Here is a 17,439-nt window from a genome sequence, read left to right as displayed (position 1 = left end):
GCGGTGGCTAGGGTGCACTGCCGTGGACGCTGCTGATCTCGACTACCGGACCCGGACGTTGTCCGGCTGCATTCCTCCGCTCCTGGTCACCCGACTTCTCGAGCTGGGCCACATGGAGGAGGTGGAGTTCCAGGCCGGCCGTGGGGAGTGGTTCTGCGCGCGGGAGTGGGCGCGGCTGCTCGGCGACCAAGGTCGGCAGGCCGAGGCGTTGGAGGTGCTTGCTCCGTACGTCGCCACGGGCTGGTGGCCGGCCGCCCAGGCCCAGGCGGAGCTGCTGGAGAGCTGGGGGCGGGCTGAGGAGGCGATCCTCCTGGTCCGGCCGTACACAGAGGTCGGAGGGCTTCCGCTCGAGTTCTTCGCGCGGCTGCTTGCCCGGCACGGACGTACGGACGAGGCGATCAGTCGGCTGAGCGCCGGGGTGGAGGACTGGTTCCTTGCCACCGCCCTGGTCGACATAACGGAGGGAACAGACCGGGACGAAGACATCGCCGCGCTGCTGGCCGCCCGGATCCCGGACCAGCACCGGTGCGACAGCCCATGGTGCTGCCGAGGCCTCGACCCCGACACGGCAATCGGGCTGCTTGCCACGATCCGCGAACGTCAGGGCCGCGTCGACGAAGCGATCGCCCTGCTGCACACCCGGCAGCACATCACCTCCGTCAACAATCACGACCAGTTGGCCGATCTGCTCGCTCGGCACGATCGGATCGAGGAACTGCGTGCGTACGCGGCGACCGAGTACCTCGGTGACGCCGCGCGGCGCCTGGCCGAGGTGTTGGAGGAGCGCGGTGATGTGGAAGGGGCCATCGCCGTGTACCGGCAGCCGGGCGACTCACCGGTCTGCCAGCGCAACGGTGCGGTGCACTTGGCGCAGCTCCTGGTCCGGCACGGCCGGGGCCATGAGGCGATCGGGGTGATGCGCGTGCTCGCGGACTCACCCGGTGGCGCGGAGGACTGGATCGTCCACACACTGTGCACCCTGTATGCCGACCATGGCCGCGCCCTGGACGGCCTGGCCTACCTCGACGCCCTCAAGGCGCGCCGTGATGGGCGGGAGGAGTGGGACTTCTTCCGGTTGCGCCTTCCGCTCATGGCCGACTGCGGCCTGCTCGACGAGGCGGTCGAGCAGGCGCGGGCGCACCCTGAGGGCGACACCTCGTATGCGGCCTGGATCATTTCCGATCTCCTCGCCAAGAACGGTCGGATCGAGGAAGCCGTAGCCGCTCTCGAACCGTATGCCTCCGCTCACAGCGGCTCCCTGGCCGGCCACCTCATCGACCTGGGCCGCGTCAAAGACGCTGTCGTGCTCCTTCAGCAGCGCGAATCCGAGCCGGTCGCACCTGTCTGGACCGGCTCGCTCTTCAACGATCCCCCGTTCTGACTCCGTCCGGGGACGGAACGGCCCGCATCGCACGGCGGAGCCCGGCTCGTGCGGCGGTGAGATCGTCTTCCGTCTCACGCAGCCGGCCCTCCAGGGCGGCGATCCGCCCCCTGGCCTCTGACAGTTCCTGATCCAGAGTGGTGTTCCGCTGCTCCAGGTGCTGCACCCGCTCGATCAGCTTGTCTTGGTTCACTCCGTCCAGCTCGGCGCCGAGAGACAGCCGGACCCGGTTCCGGAGCTGGTCGCGTTCCCTCTTGAGCTCTTTGATCTCTTCGCGTGCCAGGGCGAGATCTGTCGCCAGCCCGGCAGGGGACACCCGCTTTGCTTCCGGGCCGGGGGAGACGTGACGTACTTGTTCTCGCTGGGCGGTGATGCCGTCCTGAACGGCCTGGTGCACCTGGGGCTGGTTGTAGACGAACCACGTGGACACCGCAGCGTCCCGCGCCACCTGGCTGACGGTGATGCGTCGTCCCGAGTGGAGAAGGACGTCCACTGCATCGAGCGCGCGCTTGGTCTTGTCCTCGCTGTCCTTGGCACGGCTGGCGCGCAGGCGCTCGACCCGTGAGTTCCGGTCATTGCTGCCGGAAGCGACGGGACTTTTCATTCGGGGCTCCGTGTCGTCAGTGCCTGCAAGGGGACGAAGGCCGCTGCGGAGCGGGCCTTGCGCAGCTCGCGCGAGGCGGATTCGACAACCGCGCGCTCCTCGGCGGGCAGCGCGTCGAGCTTCCTCCGCATCTCGACGGCCGACTTCGAGTACGCGCGGATCTGGTCGTCGAGATTGCGGACGACCCAGTCCGCGGCCTCCATCGCCAGGGCGGCCTCCTTGTCGGCCCGCAGGTCCGCGATCTGCTGTTCCAGAGCCGGCAAGTAGGAGGGATCGGGCCGGTAGAAGTCGCATCCGGCGCACTGGAAGCGGATGCGGCAGTGCCCTCCCCCGGCCTTGACATTGCTCGGCTCGGTACAGCCGCCGTACGGAACTCCGACGCTCTCCACCTCGTAGGCCAGTGGGTCGCTGAAGCCACGGGAATTCCCGTGCCGGTCGACAGCGAGCGACGCGACCGAGCGCACGGCTTCCTGCTTCCGGCTGAGCGAGACCTTGTAGTACCCCATGGTGACGTCCAGCGATCGGTGGTCCATGAGTTCCCGGAGGACATCGGGGCGAGTACCCGCGTCCGCGTGGCGTTGGGCGTAGGCGTGCCGGAATCCGTACGGGACGATCTGGGCGCGGTCGTAGGGGAGAGGCTCACCGTCGTCGCTGAGACGCTCGTCCACGAGCGCGGGAATGACCTCGTCGACCCAGGCGCGGAAGATCCTGTTGCAGAACTGCGCAGGAGTGAGGTGACCACGCCGGGGCCGGTTGCGCTGACCTGGTGACGGGAAAAGCCACTGCTCGCACGCAGGTACCGGTGGCAGGCCCTGAAGAGCCTTCTGCCAGGACTCGATCTCCTGGGCGGTCGCCTCGGTGATGGGCAAGCGGCGGCCGTGTCGGCGTCGCTTGTGGTTGTCGTAGATCAGAGTCGGTTTGCCGTCGATCCATTGCAGACAGTCGCGGCGCAGGCTGGTGACCTCGCCAGGGCGCCGACCTGTGTCCCGAAGAACCATGTAGGCAACCTGGTACATCCGCGCGAAGTCCGCGGCAGTCCAGCCGCCGCTTTCGTACGCTGTCGATGTGCCGAGCAGTTCGATGTGAGCGTCAAGCTGCGAGATGACATGTTCCGGGATGGCACGGCCGATCTCGTCCTCGGAGATCTCGACCGCGGCGATGGTGTGGAATTTCGGGTTCAGCGCGAAGCCGCCGGGGATGTGGTCCATCAGCCCGGCCTGTCGTACGTACTCGAGGAACGCTCGCCATAGGCGCAGCAGTGCCCGCCGGTGGCTCGTCGAGTAGTCCTGACCGTTCTCCGGACGCTTGGCGATCCGGAACGCCTCCACCACGGCGCTCATGTCCGCCATCGACAACCTCTCAGGTGCATCACCGTGGGGGCGATCGGTCAGGGCGGCTGAGGCGAGTGTCGCGGCGTACACGGTTTGGCGGAACTCGATGACATTGGGGCGTACCGCACGGCCGTAGTCCTTCAGCAGCTCACGCAGCCATGCCTGGCGGACCGGGCGGAAGTCGATGACGCCGTGCATGGCCGTATATTTCCGCCCTGGACCGGCGGCGAGTCCCACAAGGGAGCATTCCCAGACGTCTCCCGATGTCGGATCGGTGCCCTCGTACTCCAAGCGCGCACGTCGGACGTGTTGGAGGATCCCGTTCAGCATCCCCGCGAGTTCCGCCGGCAGCTCCCGCACGAACGACTCGTCGAGATCCAGGAGCGTCGGCAATGGGGCGGGAAGAGCGACGACCATACGACGGACGCGCTGGGGCACGAGGTTGATCCCCGCGGCGTCGCGCTGCTGGATTCCGTACTGGATCTCCCGCCGCACTGCCGAGGAGACCTCGCTGAGCGAGAACTGGGAAACTCCAGGAAGGGACCCGGTCGAGATATTGGGGCGACGGCGCGCCGCATCGGGTACGTAGGTTACGTCGAAGTCGGACGGGTTGCCCCGCGACCAGCGTGCTCTGCTGCAGGCGCTGCAGCGGCCGCCGTTGTGGGCAACGTGCGTGGAGCACGCCGCCACCCTGCAGATGAATACGCTGGTCGCGGGGTTGCCCGGGGCTGCGGTGAACAGCAGTGCGCCCTCGTCCCACTCGGCCGCTCGCCACCCGGACACCAGGCGTTCCGCGAGCCACGAAGCCCAAGATGTATCCGCCTGGAGTGGCAGCGCGACGACAGCCGAGTCGGCCCCCTGCCTCATCGGATTACCTCCGGCGAGACACGCTCGACAGCGGCTCGGAGTTCCTCGTCCTGGGCGTGGAGATAGACAGCGGTGCTCGCGGATGAGGCATGGCCCAGCAGCGTCTGGACGACGTCCGGTGAGACTCCGCTGCGAATCCATCGCGTTGCCGCGGTGTGCCGCATCATGTGCGGACGGGCGCGGAAGCCGCAGCGCTCCCCGATCCGCTCGACGATCTGCTTGGCGTTGGAGTACGTCATCGGCCTGCCCGCGTACGGCCCGGCGAGGTTCACGAACACGTAGTCGCAACTGACGGCTTCCGGCACGTTCTCACGCTCCGAAAGATGGTCGCGGTACCTGTGCACGGCACCTTCAGTCAGCGGTACCGCCCGATGGCGGCCTGCCTTCGCTCGTGCGCCGTTCACGTTGTCCTGCCTGGGGCGGACATGGACATGGGCGCCTCGCGTACGGCAGCCCAGATGCGTCGAGTCGGGAAGCAGGTGCATGTCCTCCCGCCGCAGTCCGAGAGCCTCGCCGATCCGCAGTCCCCCTTCCACGAGCACCGTCAGGAGCAGCCGATCCCGGGCTGAACGGGCCGTCTCCAGCACCTCCCTGACCTGGGGATCGGTGAGAATTGCGGGTGCTGTTTCGATCGTCGGCGCCTTCAGGACGCGAGTCTTGATCATGAGGTGCTGGCCGCCTTCCCCCGGGTCGAAGCCGCTCGGCGGCGACGTCAGGAAGCGTGGCTCACTCAGGCGTGCGGCGACTTCATGCTCCACATGCCCCTGGACAGCGCAGAACCGTAGGAACTCGCAGACAGCGGTGAGAACGGCATTGACTGTCTTCCCCGAGGGCAACTGCCCCTGTCGGATGGGTGTTCGCTCGATATGGAACTTGAATCTCGTCATGTCCCCGAGGCCGGCGGTCTTCCAGTCAGTGCCCCGCCCGGCACACCAGTTGAGGAAGCGTCCGACCCGGGGAATGTATGCGCGCTGCGTCTGCGGTGAGCGCCCGGCGCCCCGCAGGTAGAGCGAGAACTCCCGTGCCTCGCGATGAGGCCGGTACGTCTCCTCGTCGACGAGTAACCAGGTGACCTCTCCCGTGGTGGGAGAGACGGCCCTCTCCGTGCACAACATCGCTGAGTCCTCCCCTTGTCCGAGCATGTCGCTCATGTGCCTCTTGGTGTGACTGATAACGGCGAGACACAAAGGGAGGACACGGCTGTCACTCACGTCTCTCACAAGGAAGAAGGGCCTGCAGATAACCCGCGACGACATACTCAAGCGCGACCTGACCGGCGTCCGCTTCACCGACGGCCACTGCAAGGTCGCCTCCGGCACCCTCACCGACGACCCGTACACCGGCACCACCGTCCGCTACGTCCGGGGCCGCTCCAAGGTCGACATCGACCATGTCGTCGCGCTCTCCGACGCCTGGCAGAAGGGGGCGCAGAAGTGGGACGGCGAGACCCGGCGCCGCTTCGCCAACGACCCGCTCAACCTCCTCGCCGTCGACGCCGCCACCAACCGCCGCAAGTCCGACGGCGACGCCGCGACCTGGCTGCCGCCGAACCGCGCCTACCGCTGCACGTACGTGGCCCGGCAGGTCGCGGTGAAGAAGAAGTACGGGGTGTGGGTGACGGCGGGGGAGCGGGACGCGATGAAGCGGGTCCTCGCCGGCTGCCCGCAGGAGCGACTGCCGTAGAAAAAACGGTTGGGCACTCCGTGAACGATCTTTAACCTGGCGGTATGGACCTGAACATATCGACCCTCGCCGAACGACCCGAGCTCGAAGGGGCGATGTGGTCCATGAAGGACCTCTGGCCCGAGTTCATGATGTACGACCCGGTCGGCTGGGCCAACATGGGCCGGATCGTGCGGGACTTCCCGGAGTTCGTGCTCGTCGCCACCGACGCCGGGGGCGCGGTCGTCGCCCGTGGCTTCAGCGTGCCCTTCCGGCTGGACGTGGAGGGCCGCCGCGAGCTGCCCGCCCGCGGCTGGGACGAGGTCCTCAACTGGGCCTTCTCCGATCTGCGGCACGGCCGGGAGGCCGACACGGTGAGCGCGATCGAGATCACCGTCGACCTCGCCCACCTCGGCAAGGGCATCTCGCACAGGATGCTCGCCGCCATGCGGGAGAACGTCGGCAGGCGCGGTTTCGCCGAGCTGGTCGCCCCGGTCCGCCCCAACGGCAAGCACCTGGAGCCCGAGGCCTCCATCCACGAGTACGCCTTCCGTACACGTGAGGCCGACGGCCTGCCGCACGACCCGTGGCTCCGCGTCCATGTGCGCGCGGGCGGTGTGATCGAGGCGGTGGCCCCGGCGTCCATGACGGTCTCCGGCTCCCTCGACCAGTGGCGGACGTGGACCGGCCTGCCCTTCGACACGGACGGCCCGGTCGAGGTCGCGGGCGCGCTGGTCCCGGTGCACTGCGAGGCCGCGCGCGGCTACGCGGTGTACGTGGAGCCCAATGTGTGGGTGCGCCACCGCGTCTGACACGTCCGACGCGTACGACGCATACGTGAGAGGGCCGTTCCCCCCCGGGTGACGGCCCTCTCACGCGTTCGCGTCCCGACCGGCGGTCAGCCGGTCTCGACGACGTCCTTCGCCGCCGGGGCCTTGGCCTCGACCGGCTTCCCGTAGTGGGAGAAGGTGATCGTGCCCGGCTCCTCGCCGCCCTTCGTGACGATCTTCAGCACGTACGGGGTGCCCTGCGTGGCCACGTAGACGGTGTTGGTCTCGCCGCCGTCGCCCGGCTCCGTCAGGGCCAGGGCCTTCTGGCCGCCGACGGTGGTCTCCTCGCCCTTCGCGATCCCGCTCGCGCCCTGCTCGAACCCGTCGAGGAGCCCCTTCAGGTCGCAGAGCTCCAGCATGCCCTTGTTGTCGGGGTCGGAGACGGGCCCCTTCATCCAGCGGCCCTTGAGCTCCTTGACCATGGCGTCCTGCGCCTCCGGGCCGTCCTCCTTGACCTGCTCGCGCAGGAAGGCCTCGTCGAAGCGCATGTAGGCGTTCTTGTCGTCCGGCTTGATCAGTTCGACCGTGCCGGTCGCGCCGATCGTCAGCGTGCCGGCGCACCGTCCCTGCGTGTCGAGGGACAGGTAGGCCTTGAGCGGCTCGGCGGATCCCTGCTCGTCGACGTCCACGGTCATCGACTTCGCGGTCCTCGTCGCCGCGAAGGCCTTGTCGACGATCTGCGATCCGGTCAGCTCCCCGAAGGGCCCGGCCGGCTTCGCGTCGTCCGAGAAGGGGCCGCAGGCGGTGGCTCCGAGGGCGACGGCGGCGCTCAGGGCGGCGACGAGGGCGGTGCGGCGGGGGGCGGCAGGCATGGTGGTGTCTCCGAGAGGGGGTGTGCGGGGGTGGGGCCCCGAAGGGCCCCGGTCCTTGAGGTGCTGAGGTGCCTGGTGGGTGTCCGGCCGGGGTCAGCCGAGCTTCAGCTCCCACTGGGAGGCGTCGTAGGTGAAGCCGGGGTCGACCTCGACGGTCAGGTTCTTGGCGTCCTTGGGGGCGTCGAAGGCGATGGTGACGGTGGCCTTCTTGCCGGGCATGATCGTGCCCTCGAAGCCCGCGCCGGCCTTGTCGTCGAGGACCTGCTCGGCCGCGACGCCGTTCGCGCCGGCCGTGGCGCTGAAGGACACGAGGGTGGTGTCGAACTTCGCCTTGCCCTTGTTCTCGATGAGGACGGTGACCTGGTACGCCTTGTTGCCCTTGGTGTGGCCGATCGCGTACTCGCCCGGGGAGAACGGCTTCGGGTCCGAGACCGTGACCGTGAGGTCGTCGTCGTAGACCGAGCTGTCGCCGTCCTCCAGGCCCTGGCCCTTGTTCTTGTCGGTCTTGCCGGCGTCGCCCGCCGGGGCCTTGCTCGCCGGAGCCTTGCTCGACGGGTCCTTCGGGGCGGTGTCCTTGATGGACTTGTCGATCTCGTCGACCGCGTCGCTGACGGCGGTGACCGTGATGACCAGGCCGACGACCGAGAGGACCAGGGACGCGAGGCCCAGGATCGCGCCGGTGAGCGCCACTCCCTTGTTGTTCGCCTCGCCGCGCTTCACCCGGCCCTTGCCGACGAGGCCCAGGATCAGCGCGATCAGGCCGAGGATGCCGGCCAGCCAGAAGAGGAGCGGGATGAGACCGGACAGCGTGCCGATGATGCCGAGGATCAGGGCCGCGGTGCCGAGACCGTTGCGCATGACCCGCGGGGCGGCGGCAGGCGGGACCTGGGTGTCGTACGACATGGGTGTGTCCTCCCGGACGAAGGCGATGTCTGGTGCGATGGGTCAATCACAGCAGAGGCTGTGAACCGAGTCAACACGGTTCACCAAAAACAGATCGACTCACACTGTGAAGTGGTGCGTGGCGCGTTCCTCGCTAGGATTGGTGTCACAGCCAGAGGGGCGAGCCAGGGGAGTTGGGTCACGTGCCGGAGAACGAAGCAGCGGCGGGTGCGGAGCAGCCGGGCGGTACGGCGGACACGGGCGGTACGGCGGACACGGGCGGTACCGCGGACACGGGCGCCGCCGCCGAGGTGACCGCCGCCGGGATCGCCCGGCTCGCCGGGGTCGGCCGGGCCGCCGTCAGCAACTGGCGCCGCCGCCACCCCGACTTCCCCAAGCCCGTCGGCGGCACGGAGACCAGCCCGTCGTTCGCCCTCGCGGACGTCGAGCGGTGGCTCCGCGCCCAGGGCAAGCTGGCCGAGGTCCCGCTCAAGGAACGCGTCTGGCAGCAGGTCGCCGGCCACCCGGCCGGCGCCGTCGCCGCCCTCGTCCACGCGGGCTGCGCCCTCCTCCTCGTACGGGACAGGTCCGCGGCCTGGCCCGCGCTCGCCGAGCTCTCCGACGAGCGGCTCGCGGAGGTGCTGCCCGTCGCCCTGGAGGAGACGCTCACCGAGCGCCTCGGCCCCGAGCGGGCCGTCCTCACCCCCACCAGCTCCGCGCTCGCCGCCTCCGTCCCGCTCCTGCGCGGGGCCGCCGAACTGGCGGCCGCGAGCGGGGTCCGCGGGGCCTTCGAGTTCCTGCTCGGCCGTCACCTCGACGCCAACCCCCGGCAGTACACCCTCACCCCGCCCGGCCCCGCCGCCCTGATGGCGGCGCTCGCGGCGGCCCCGAGGACGGGCCGCGGCGGCGTCCCGCTCACCGTCCTCGACCCGGCCTCCGGGACCGGCGGCCTGCTGAGCGCGGTCCAGCACCCCGGCGCCGTGTGCGGCCAGGACGCCGACCCCGACCTCGCCGCGCTCACCGCCCTGCGCCTGGCGCTCGCCACCGACGCCGACATCCGCGTCCGGTCCGGCGACAGCCTGCGCGCCGACGCCTTCCCGACGCTCGCGGCGGACGCGGTCCTCTGTCACCCGCCGTTCAACGAACGGAACTGGGGCCACGACGAGCTGGCCTACGACCCGCGCTGGGAGTACGGCTTCCCGGCCCGCACGGAGTCCGAACTGGCCTGGGTCCAGCACGCCCTGGCCCGTCTGCGCCCCGGCGGCACCGCCGTCCTCCTCATGCCGCCGGCCGCCGCCTCCCGCCGCTCCGGCCGCCGCATCCGGGCCGATCTGCTCCGCCGGGGCGCCCTGCGCGCGGTCGTCGCCCTCCCGGCCGGCGCCGCCCCGCCGTACGGCATCCCGCTCCACCTGTGGGTGCTGCGCCGGCCCGTCCAGGGCGAGCGTCACGCCGGCGAACTCCTCCTGGTCGACGCCGCGTCCGAGCAGACCGGGCCGGGCCGGGAGGGCCGCGACCGGCTCGACTGGCCCGCCGTCCACTCCGCCGTACTGGACGCCTGGACGCCCTTCGACCGGGACGGCACCCTCGCCGGGACGCCCGGCGCGAACCGTTCCGTGCCGGTCATCGAACTCCTCGACGACGACGTCGACCTCGCCCCCGCCCGCCACCTCCCACCGCCGGCCGCCGCCGAGGGCGCGGTCCAGCTGACCGGGGTGCGCGAGCGGCTGACCGAGACGCTGCACCGCACCCGCGAGCTGACCCCGCCGCCCGTGACCGAGCCGGGCTCCGGTACCGGGCCCGGCCGGCCCACGACCACCGTCGGCGAACTCGCCCGCGCCGGAGCCCTCGCCCTGCGCGCGGGCGGCACGGGCACCGCCCCCGCCGGATCCCCGGTCGCCGTCCTCACCGACCACGACGTCCTCGCCGCGCAGCCGCCCTCCGGGACGCTGCCCGACGGCCCGCCCGAGGAGCCGGTCCTCCTCAACGCCGGGGACGTCATCGTCCCGGTCCTCGGCGGCGGCGCGGCCGTCCGGGTCGTCGACGCCTCCGCCGAGGGCGCCGCGCTCGGCCGCAACCTCCAGCTGCTCCGCCCCGATCCGGCGGCCCTCGACCCCTGGTTCCTGGCCGGATTCCTGCGGGCCACCGCCAACACCCGGCAGGCCAGCAGCTACGCCTCCACCGCGACCCGTCTCGATGTGCGCCGCCTCCAGCTGCCGCGCCTGCCCCTGGCCGAACAGCGCAGGTTCGGGGAGCGGTTCCGGGCGCTCGCCGAGTTCGAGGAGTCGCTGCGCCTCGCCGCCCGCCTCGGCGACCAGCTGGTCCAGGGCCTGTACGACGGCCTGGCGGACGGCACGGTGGCTCCCTAGGGCTGCTCTGCAGGCCCTGGGCGATCGCTCGGTTCGACAACGGTTCCGGGTATCCCGGAACCGTTGTCCGCGGGGGTGTATACGCTCGTCTCCGCACCCATCCGTCCGAGCAGGAGCAGCAGGATGTACGGCCCCCCGCAGGCCCCGCAGGTTCCGCAGCCGCCGAAGAGCCCCGCCACCGGTGGCCGGATCGCGTTGCTCGTCCTCTTCTCCGCCCTCGCGCTGCTGAGCTGCGGTTTTCTCGCATGGGCGCCGATGCTCCGTCTCGCGATCGTCACGCGCAGGGCGGTGGACTGGGTGCTGTTCGCCGTGACGTTCCTGGTGGCGGCGGGCCTGTTCACGTACGCGGGGGTCACCGGCGACCAGGAGCCGACCACCGCCGAGTCCTTCATCGGCGTCGGCGTCATGGTGCTCCTGGTGGCGGGCTCGCTCACGTACTACCTGGTGACGGAGATCCGCCGGTTCGACCGGCCCGCCGCCGACGCGTTCGGCCCGCCGGGCCACGACCACGCGACCGCCGTCACGGTCCCGAGCACCTTCGGGAACCCGAACCCGTACGTCGGCCCGGCCGTCCCGCCGCCCGCCGCGCCCGGACCGCGCATCGACCAGGTCCGCGCCGAGCTCGACGAGCTCAGCGACCTGCTCAGGAAGGACACCGGGAACGGCGGGGAAGACGCGGGCCGCAGGTGAACGGGCGTGTCGTCGGCGGGCGTTACGAGCTCGCCACCGTCATCGGCCAGGGCGGCATGGGCCAGGTCTGGACGGCGTACGACGGACGTCTCGACCGCCGGGTCGCGGTGAAACTGCTCCGGCCCGCCACCATGACCGGCCCCGCCACCGCCGCCGAGGAGCTGCGCCGCCGCTTCGTGCGGGAGTGCCGGGTGACCGCCCAGGTCGACCACCCCGGCCTGGTGACCGTGCACGACGCCGGCAGCGACGGCGACGACCTGTACCTCGTCATGCAGTACGTGGAGGGCGCGGACCTCGCCGACCACCTCGCCGAGCACGATCCGTACCCCTGGGAGTGGGCGGTCAGCGTCGCCGCGCAGCTCTGCGCGGTGCTCGCCGCCGTGCACGCGGTGCCGATCGTGCACCGCGACCTCAAGCCGCGGAACGTGATGATCCGCCCGGACGGCACCGTGACCGTCCTCGACCTGGGCGTCGCCTCCGTCCTGGACACGGACACCACCCGGCTCACGCACACCGGTTCGCCCATCGGCAGCCCGGCGTACATGGCGCCGGAGCAGGCCATGGGCGGCGCCGTCGGCCCGTCCACCGACCTGTACGCGCTCGGTGTGCTGCTCCACGAACTCCTCAGCGGGAACGTGCCGTTCGCCGGATCCACCGCGCTCGGCGTGCTCCACCGCCATCTGCACGAGCCGCCCGCCCCGCTCCGGCAGCTGCGCCCGGAGGTCCCCGAGGTGCTGGAGGCGCTGGTCCTGCGGCTGCTCGCCAAGGACCCGCAGGCGCGGCCGTCCGGCGCGCACGAGGTGTACGAGCACCTGCTGCCGCTGCTCCCGGCGCGCGGTGCCCCGGCGGGGCCGATGGACCCGACCCGGCCGTTCCTGCGGCCGCACGCGCCCTGGCCGGAGCGGGCGCAGGACCGGGTCGTGCCGCTGCCTCCGGTGCCGGTGACGGTGCCGGTGCCGCCGGTCCCGGTGGCGCCGCCGTCGCCGGCCGATCCCCGTACCGACCCCCGGGTGTACGCCGGCGGGGTGCCGCCCGCGCGTCCCGACGTGGCCGCGGCCGTCGACGAGGTGAAGCGGCTGCTCGGGGAGGGCTCGCTCACCCAGGCCGTGGACATGCTCGGCGGGATCCTGCCGGCCGCGGCGGCCGAGCACGGAGAGGGGTCGCCGGTCGTCCGGATCCTGCGCAAGCAGTACGCGTCGACGCTGATGGACGACGGCCAGTACCGGCGCGCGCTGCCGGAGCTGCGCCGGCTCGCGGAGGACCGCGGGGCGGAGGCGGGCCCGGCGGACCCGCAGTTCCTGCAGTTCCGTTACGACGCGGCGCTGTGTCTGGAGCAGTTGGGGGAGACGGCCGCGGCGCTCGCGGAGTTCCGCGCGGTGCTGCCGTACTACGAGCGGGACCTGGTCCGGGCCTTCGACATCCGGCAGCGGATCGGGCTGCTGCTCCTGGCGGCGGGCGAGCACGCGGCCGGTCAGGAGGAGCTCGGGCGGCTGCTGTTCGACGCGGAGCGCGCGTACGGCCCGTATCACCCGCTTCCGGTGGAGTTGCGGCGGGCGCTCGACCATCAGCGGCAGCTGGGGCAGCGGCCCTGACGGGGTGACAGGGTCACGACTCGACAACTGATTGGGCAGTGGATCTTCATGATCCTTTTTGACCGTTTTGGCACATGTAACGTTCGCGTCTGATCATGTCCGCGCCCGCGTTCCCAAGGAATTCCCCATGACGACGCCGTCCGCTCCGTTCACGCCCGAGCAGCAGCCCGCCGCCCCCGCCAAGAAGGGTGGCGCCCTCCTGAAGAAGGTCGGCGGCATCGTCGTCGCGATCGTCGTCGCCGTCGCGGTGAAGCTCGGCCTCCCGCACCTCACGGGCGACGCCCCGGTGCACGCCGAGGCCGGCGAGTGCGTCACCGTCACCGGCCCCGACAACGACCCGAAGGTCGACACCGTCGACTGCTCCTCCGGGAAGGCCGACCTGTTCAAGGTCGTCAAGGTCATCGACAACACCTTCGACCTCAACAAGTGCGGCGACGAGCTCTCCGCGCTCGCCCAGCAGCTGGGCTCGGACAAGTTCGTCCTCTGCCTGGACGAGGTCGCCGCGAAGTAATCGCGCGCACAGCTCCGCGGAGAAGGGCCGGACCCGGAGGGTTCCGGCCCTTCTTCATGCCCTACGGCGACTCCACCGGCCTGGGCGCCGAGACGGACGGGACGACCGGGGCGGCCGGGGCCGGTGTGGGCACCGGAGGTACGGCGGTCCGCACCGGGGTACGGGCGGGCAGCACCGGGGCCGGGGCCGCCGGCCCGTCGGGGAACAGCACGAGGACGCACACCGCGGCCACGGCGGCCGCCGCCCCGAACACCGCGACCGCGACCGCCCGGACCCGGCGGGTGCCCCAGCCGCGCCCCTGCGGAGGCGCGTCACGGCGCAGCTCGCGGTGGGTGACGAGCGCGGCGCGGGCGGCGAGGGCGGCACGCAGCCGCTCCTCGACAGGGGATGTCATCGGCCCGCCTCCAGGTCCTTCTTCCCGAGCTTGCGCTCCAGGGCGTCGAGGGCGCGGCTCGCGGTGGACTTCACGGCGCCGCGCGAAAGGCCGAGCGTCTGCGCGATCTGCGCCTCCGTCAGCTCCGACCAGTAGCGCAGCACGAGCACCTCGCGCTGCCGCCGCGTCAGCTCCGCCAGCGCGTCGAGCACGTCCCGGTGCTCCTCGGCGAGCAGCAGCCCCTCGTCGACGGGCGCGCCGGAGCCCGGGTGGGGAGGGGTGTACGCGCGCGCGGTGCGGCGCCGGCGCAGCACGGAGCGGGCCGCGTTGACGACGGCGGTGTGCAGATACGCCCCGGGGTCCTGCAGTCCGTCGAGGGAGGTGCCGTAGGCGCGGCACACGGCGGCGAACGCGTCCTGCACGACGTCCTCGGCGGTCGGCAGGTCGTCCACCAGGAAGAGCGCGAGCCGCACCATGGCGAGCCGCCGCGCCCGGTAGAGCTCGGTGAGGCCCGGCGCCTCGGGCCCGTTGCCGTACGGGGTGCGGACGGCGTGCAGAGGACGTTCCCGTACCGGCACGCGCGCGAGCAGCCGGGACCACCAGGGCGGCGCCAGGGGCAGGGGAAGGGCGTACGGCATGGGCCTCGATCCGTCGGGGTCGGGGAGTGAGGGGCGGGTGGGCGGATCCGGAGGACCGGATCCGGGAGGACCGGATCCGCGCCACCCGCCCGGTGCGGCTACTTGCCGGGCGCGATCACGCGAGGCGCGTCACCGGCGGGCGCGGGGACCGGGGAGGGCACGGGAGCCGGCGCGGCGACGGGCTCGGGGGCGGCCGGCACGGGCTTCGGCGCGGCAGGCGCGGGCACCGGCTTGGGCGCCGCGACGGGCCTGGGCGCGGCCGCCACCGGCTCGGGCGCGGCCACCGGCTCCGGTGCGGTCGCGACCTTCGGCGCGGCGGGGGCCGGGGCCGGCTTCGGCGCGGTGTCGGCGACCGCCTGCGCGGCGAAACCGCCGCCGAGGAGCAGTGCGACACCGGCGACGACGCCCAGAATCCGGGGCTTGGCGTGGCTGGACATGGAGTTCTCCCGAGGAAGTGTCGGAAACACGGTCTGGAACATCAGCTGAAGGGCGCCTTCAACCCACCAGACGTGCGGCACTGCCCGAGGTTGCGGATCGAGTCCGGGAAATTTCCCCCGAGATGGAAGAGGGAGGATCGGCGAGGAGGGGCGACACACCTCCCGCACTTTTAACGTATAGCGCACAGGGGGCCTTGCGGCAAGGCCCCCTCCGTGGCGCACAATCGCTCCTCGAAGCCAAAAGATGCACGAAAACGGGGTTTTTAATCAATGACGTCCCTTATTGCCGGTGTGTTCGACCTCTCCGGCAACCTCTCTCCCAAGGCCGATCCGGCACTCATCGCCGCCGACGAGCAGCACTTCGCGGCCATCGCCCGCTGCCTCGACGAGACGATCGCCGAGCTGTCCGAGCGGCTCGACGCCGAGCGGAAGGCACCCGGCGGCGTCGGCCGGGAGGCGATGGACCGGGACGCGGAGATCCACCGGCTGAGCGGCCGCCTGCGGACCCTGCGCCGCTTCGGCCTGGACCTGTGCCTGGGCCGCGTGGTCGGCACGGACGACCCCGAGCCCGTGTACATCGGCCGTCTCGGCCTCACCGACAGCACCGGCCGCCGACTGCTCATCGACTGGCGCTCCCCGGCGGCGGAACCGTTCTTCGCGGCGACCCACGCCACCCCCATGGGCCTGGCGAGCCGACGCCGCTACCGCTGGTCCGGCGGCCGCATCACCGACTACTGGGACGAGGTCTTCACCGCCGAGGGCCTCGAAGGGCACGCGGCGCTCGACGACCAGTCCGCGTTCATCGCCAGCCTCGGCGGCAACCGCTCGCCCCGGATGCGGGACGTCCTCGCCACGATCCAGTCCGACCAGGACGCCATCATCCGCGCGGGCTCGCGCGGCGCCCTCGTCGTCGACGGCGGCCCGGGTACGGGAAAGACGGTCGTCGCCCTGCACCGCACCGCGCACCTGCTCTACTCCGACCCGCGGCTCGGCCACCGCCGCGGCGGCGTGCTGTTCGTCGGCCCGCACCAGCCCTACCTGAACTACGTCGCGGACGTGCTGCCCAGTCTCGGCGAGGAGGGCGTACGCACCTGCACCGTGCGGGACCTGGTCGCCGAGGGCGCGAAGGCGCCGGCGGAGGCCGACCCCGAGGTGGCCCGTCTGAAGTCCTCGCGGCAGATGGTGGAGGCCATCGAGAAGGCCGTCGCCTTCTACGAGGAACCGCCCACCGAGGGCATGACCGTCTCCACCCACTGGTCCGACATCCGGCTCACCGCCGCCGACTGGGCGGAGGCCTTCGACGCGGCCGAGCCCGGTACCCCGCACAACGAGGCGCGCGAGCAGATCTGGGAGCACCTGGTCTCGATCCTCTACGACAAGTACGACGGCGAGGAGGTCCCGGAGCAGCAGTTCCGGAAGTCGCTGCGCCAGGACCGCGAGCTGACCGGGGCCCTCCACAGCGCCTGGCCGATGCTGGAGGCGGCCGACCTCGTCGGCGACCTGTGGACCGTCCCCGCGTACCTGCGGATGTGCGCGCCCTGGCTGAACCCCGACGAGGTGAAGCGGCTGCGGCGGGCGGACGCCCAGGCGTGGACCGTGTCGGACCTGCCGCTCCTGGACGCGGCCCGGCAGCGGCTCGGCGACCCGGAGACCGCCCGCCTCAAGCTGCGGCGCAAGGCCACCGTCGCCGCCGAGCGCGAGCGGATGGCCGGCGTCATCGACAGCATCGTCGCGGCCGACGCCGACGGCGAGGGCGCGGTCACGATGCTGCGCGGCAAGGACCTCCAGGACAGCCTGATCGACGAGAGCGCCCTGCCGACCGCCGAACTGGAGCCGCTGGACGGCCCGTTCGCGCACATCGTCGTCGACGAGGCGCAGGAACTCAGCGACGCGGAATGGCAGATGCTGCTCCTGCGCTGCCCCTCCCGCAGCTTCACGATCGTCGGCGACCGCGCCCAGGCCCGGCACGGCTTCACCGAGTCGTGGCGGGAGCGCCTGGAGCGGGTCGGCTTCGACCGCATCGACATGACGTCCCTGAGCGTCAACTACCGCACGCCGGAAGAGGTCATGGCGGAGGCCGAGCCGGTCATCCGCGCCGCGCTCCCGGACGCCAACGTGCCGACGTCCATCCGCAGCAACGGGATCCCGGTGACCCACGCTCCGGTCGCGGACCTGTCCGGGATCCTCGACACCTGGCTCGCCGAGCACGCGGAGGGCGTCGCCTGCGTCATCGGCGCCCCGGCGTTCGAGGAGCGCTCCCGGGTCCGCTCGCTCACTCCGACGCTGGCGAAGGGCCTCGAATTCGACCTGGTGATCCTGGTCGACCCGGAGAACTTCGGCGAGGGCGTCGAGGGCGCGGTCGACCGGTACGTGGCGATGACCCGCGCGACGCAGCGGCTGGTGGTCCTGACGTCCTGACGGGCCTCCGAAAAAGGGGAATGCGCAGATGAGGGCGGGCGGCTA

General features: G+C 71.5%; 15 protein-coding genes and 1 pseudogene. 8 read left to right on the top strand and 8 right to left on the bottom strand.

The window, feature by feature from the left end; all coding sequences use genetic code 11:
* The first annotated feature begins 22 nt into the window (after positions 1-22).
* Entirely contained in the window at positions 23-1,381 is a 1,359-nt protein-coding gene (locus AB5J54_RS16410) for a tetratricopeptide repeat protein (RefSeq protein ID WP_369144655.1), read from the top strand.
* Here the strand turns inward: AB5J54_RS16410 and AB5J54_RS16405 are convergent.
* The 3 genes from AB5J54_RS16405 to AB5J54_RS16395 all read right to left on the bottom strand — a co-directional run bounded on the left by AB5J54_RS16405 (position 1,362) and on the right by AB5J54_RS16395 (position 5,334).
* Positions 1,362-1,985, bottom strand: a complete 624-nt coding sequence (locus AB5J54_RS16405; protein ID WP_369144654.1) for a DUF6262 family protein — start codon at positions 1,983-1,985, stop codon at positions 1,362-1,364. The genes AB5J54_RS16410 and AB5J54_RS16405 overlap by 20 nt on opposite strands.
* Complete coding sequence (locus tag AB5J54_RS16400; RefSeq protein ID WP_369144653.1) at positions 1,982-4,099, bottom strand: tyrosine-type recombinase/integrase; 2,118 nt, start codon at positions 4,097-4,099, stop codon at positions 1,982-1,984. Before AB5J54_RS16400 ends, AB5J54_RS16405 begins: the two co-directional genes overlap by 4 nt.
* Positions 4,100-4,179: 80 nt before the next feature.
* Entirely contained in the window at positions 4,180-5,334 is a 1,155-nt protein-coding gene (locus tag AB5J54_RS16395; RefSeq protein ID WP_369144652.1) for a tyrosine-type recombinase/integrase, read from the bottom strand.
* Between the two features lie 91 nt (positions 5,335-5,425).
* Between AB5J54_RS16395 and AB5J54_RS16390 the strand changes: the two are divergent.
* Positions 5,426-5,866 (top strand): annotated as a pseudogene (locus tag AB5J54_RS16390) (HNH endonuclease family protein); the annotation flags it as partial.
* 44 nt (positions 5,867-5,910) lie between these two features.
* Positions 5,911-6,657 (top strand): N-acetyltransferase, encoded by a 747-nt coding sequence (locus tag AB5J54_RS16385; protein WP_369144651.1) that lies wholly within the window; start codon positions 5,911-5,913, stop codon positions 6,655-6,657.
* An 86-nt stretch (positions 6,658-6,743) separates the two neighbouring features.
* On the opposite strand, the gene AB5J54_RS16380 is transcribed toward AB5J54_RS16385, so the two are convergent.
* Positions 6,744-7,487 carry a hypothetical protein gene (locus tag AB5J54_RS16380; RefSeq protein WP_369144650.1) on the bottom strand — a complete coding sequence of 248 codons (744 nt, stop codon included), beginning with the start codon at positions 7,485-7,487 and terminating at the stop codon, positions 6,744-6,746.
* 93 nt (positions 7,488-7,580) lie between these two features.
* A complete protein-coding gene (locus AB5J54_RS16375) occupies positions 7,581-8,390 on the bottom strand; it encodes a DUF4190 domain-containing protein (protein ID WP_369144649.1) in 810 nt (269 codons plus the stop codon).
* A 290-nt stretch (positions 8,391-8,680) separates the two neighbouring features.
* Between AB5J54_RS16375 and AB5J54_RS16370 the strand changes: the two genes are divergently transcribed.
* The 4 genes from AB5J54_RS16370 (at position 8,681) to AB5J54_RS16355 (ending at position 13,528) form a co-directional block, all read left to right on the top strand.
* Positions 8,681-10,735 carry an N-6 DNA methylase gene (locus AB5J54_RS16370; RefSeq protein WP_369149350.1) on the top strand — a complete coding sequence of 685 codons (2,055 nt, stop codon included), beginning with the start codon at positions 8,681-8,683 and terminating at the stop codon, positions 10,733-10,735.
* Between the two features lie 123 nt (positions 10,736-10,858).
* Complete coding sequence (locus AB5J54_RS16365; RefSeq protein WP_369144648.1) at positions 10,859-11,425, top strand: hypothetical protein; 567 nt, start codon at positions 10,859-10,861, stop codon at positions 11,423-11,425.
* Positions 11,422-13,017 carry a protein kinase gene (locus AB5J54_RS16360; protein ID WP_369144647.1) on the top strand — a complete coding sequence of 532 codons (1,596 nt, stop codon included), beginning with the start codon at positions 11,422-11,424 and terminating at the stop codon, positions 13,015-13,017. The genes AB5J54_RS16365 and AB5J54_RS16360 overlap by 4 nt, the downstream gene beginning before the upstream one ends.
* Before the next feature lie 127 nt (positions 13,018-13,144).
* On the top strand, positions 13,145-13,528 hold the full coding sequence (locus tag AB5J54_RS16355; protein ID WP_369144646.1) for a hypothetical protein: 384 nt from the start codon (positions 13,145-13,147) through the stop codon (positions 13,526-13,528).
* A gap of 61 nt (positions 13,529-13,589) precedes the next feature.
* Here the strand turns inward: AB5J54_RS16355 and AB5J54_RS16350 are convergent, their stop codons facing one another.
* The 3 genes from AB5J54_RS16350 to AB5J54_RS16340 all read right to left on the bottom strand — a co-directional run bounded on the left by AB5J54_RS16350 (position 13,590) and on the right by AB5J54_RS16340 (position 14,976).
* Positions 13,590-13,922 (bottom strand): hypothetical protein, encoded by a 333-nt coding sequence (locus AB5J54_RS16350; RefSeq protein ID WP_369144645.1) that lies wholly within the window; start codon positions 13,920-13,922, stop codon positions 13,590-13,592.
* The gene (locus tag AB5J54_RS16345; RefSeq protein ID WP_369144644.1) at positions 13,919-14,539 is read right to left on the bottom strand and encodes an RNA polymerase sigma factor; all 621 of its coding nucleotides are present in this window, start codon (positions 14,537-14,539) and stop codon (positions 13,919-13,921) included. The genes AB5J54_RS16350 and AB5J54_RS16345 overlap by 4 nt, the downstream gene beginning before the upstream one ends.
* Before the next feature lie 98 nt (positions 14,540-14,637).
* On the bottom strand, positions 14,638-14,976 hold the full coding sequence (locus AB5J54_RS16340) for a hypothetical protein (protein ID WP_369144643.1): 339 nt from the start codon (positions 14,974-14,976) through the stop codon (positions 14,638-14,640).
* A 270-nt stretch (positions 14,977-15,246) separates the two neighbouring features.
* Between AB5J54_RS16340 and helR the strand changes: the two genes are divergently transcribed.
* On the top strand, positions 15,247-17,394 hold the full coding sequence (helR, locus tag AB5J54_RS16335) for an RNA polymerase recycling motor ATPase HelR (protein ID WP_369144642.1): 2,148 nt from the start codon (positions 15,247-15,249) through the stop codon (positions 17,392-17,394).
* The last annotated feature ends 45 nt before the right edge of the window (positions 17,395-17,439 follow it).

Source organism: Streptomyces sp. R44, assembly GCF_041053105.1.
In the GTDB taxonomy this organism is placed as follows: domain Bacteria; phylum Actinomycetota; class Actinomycetes; order Streptomycetales; family Streptomycetaceae; genus Streptomyces.
The sequence above is the reverse complement of the archived record's forward strand: the minus strand, read 5'-3'. Positions and strand labels throughout refer to the sequence as shown.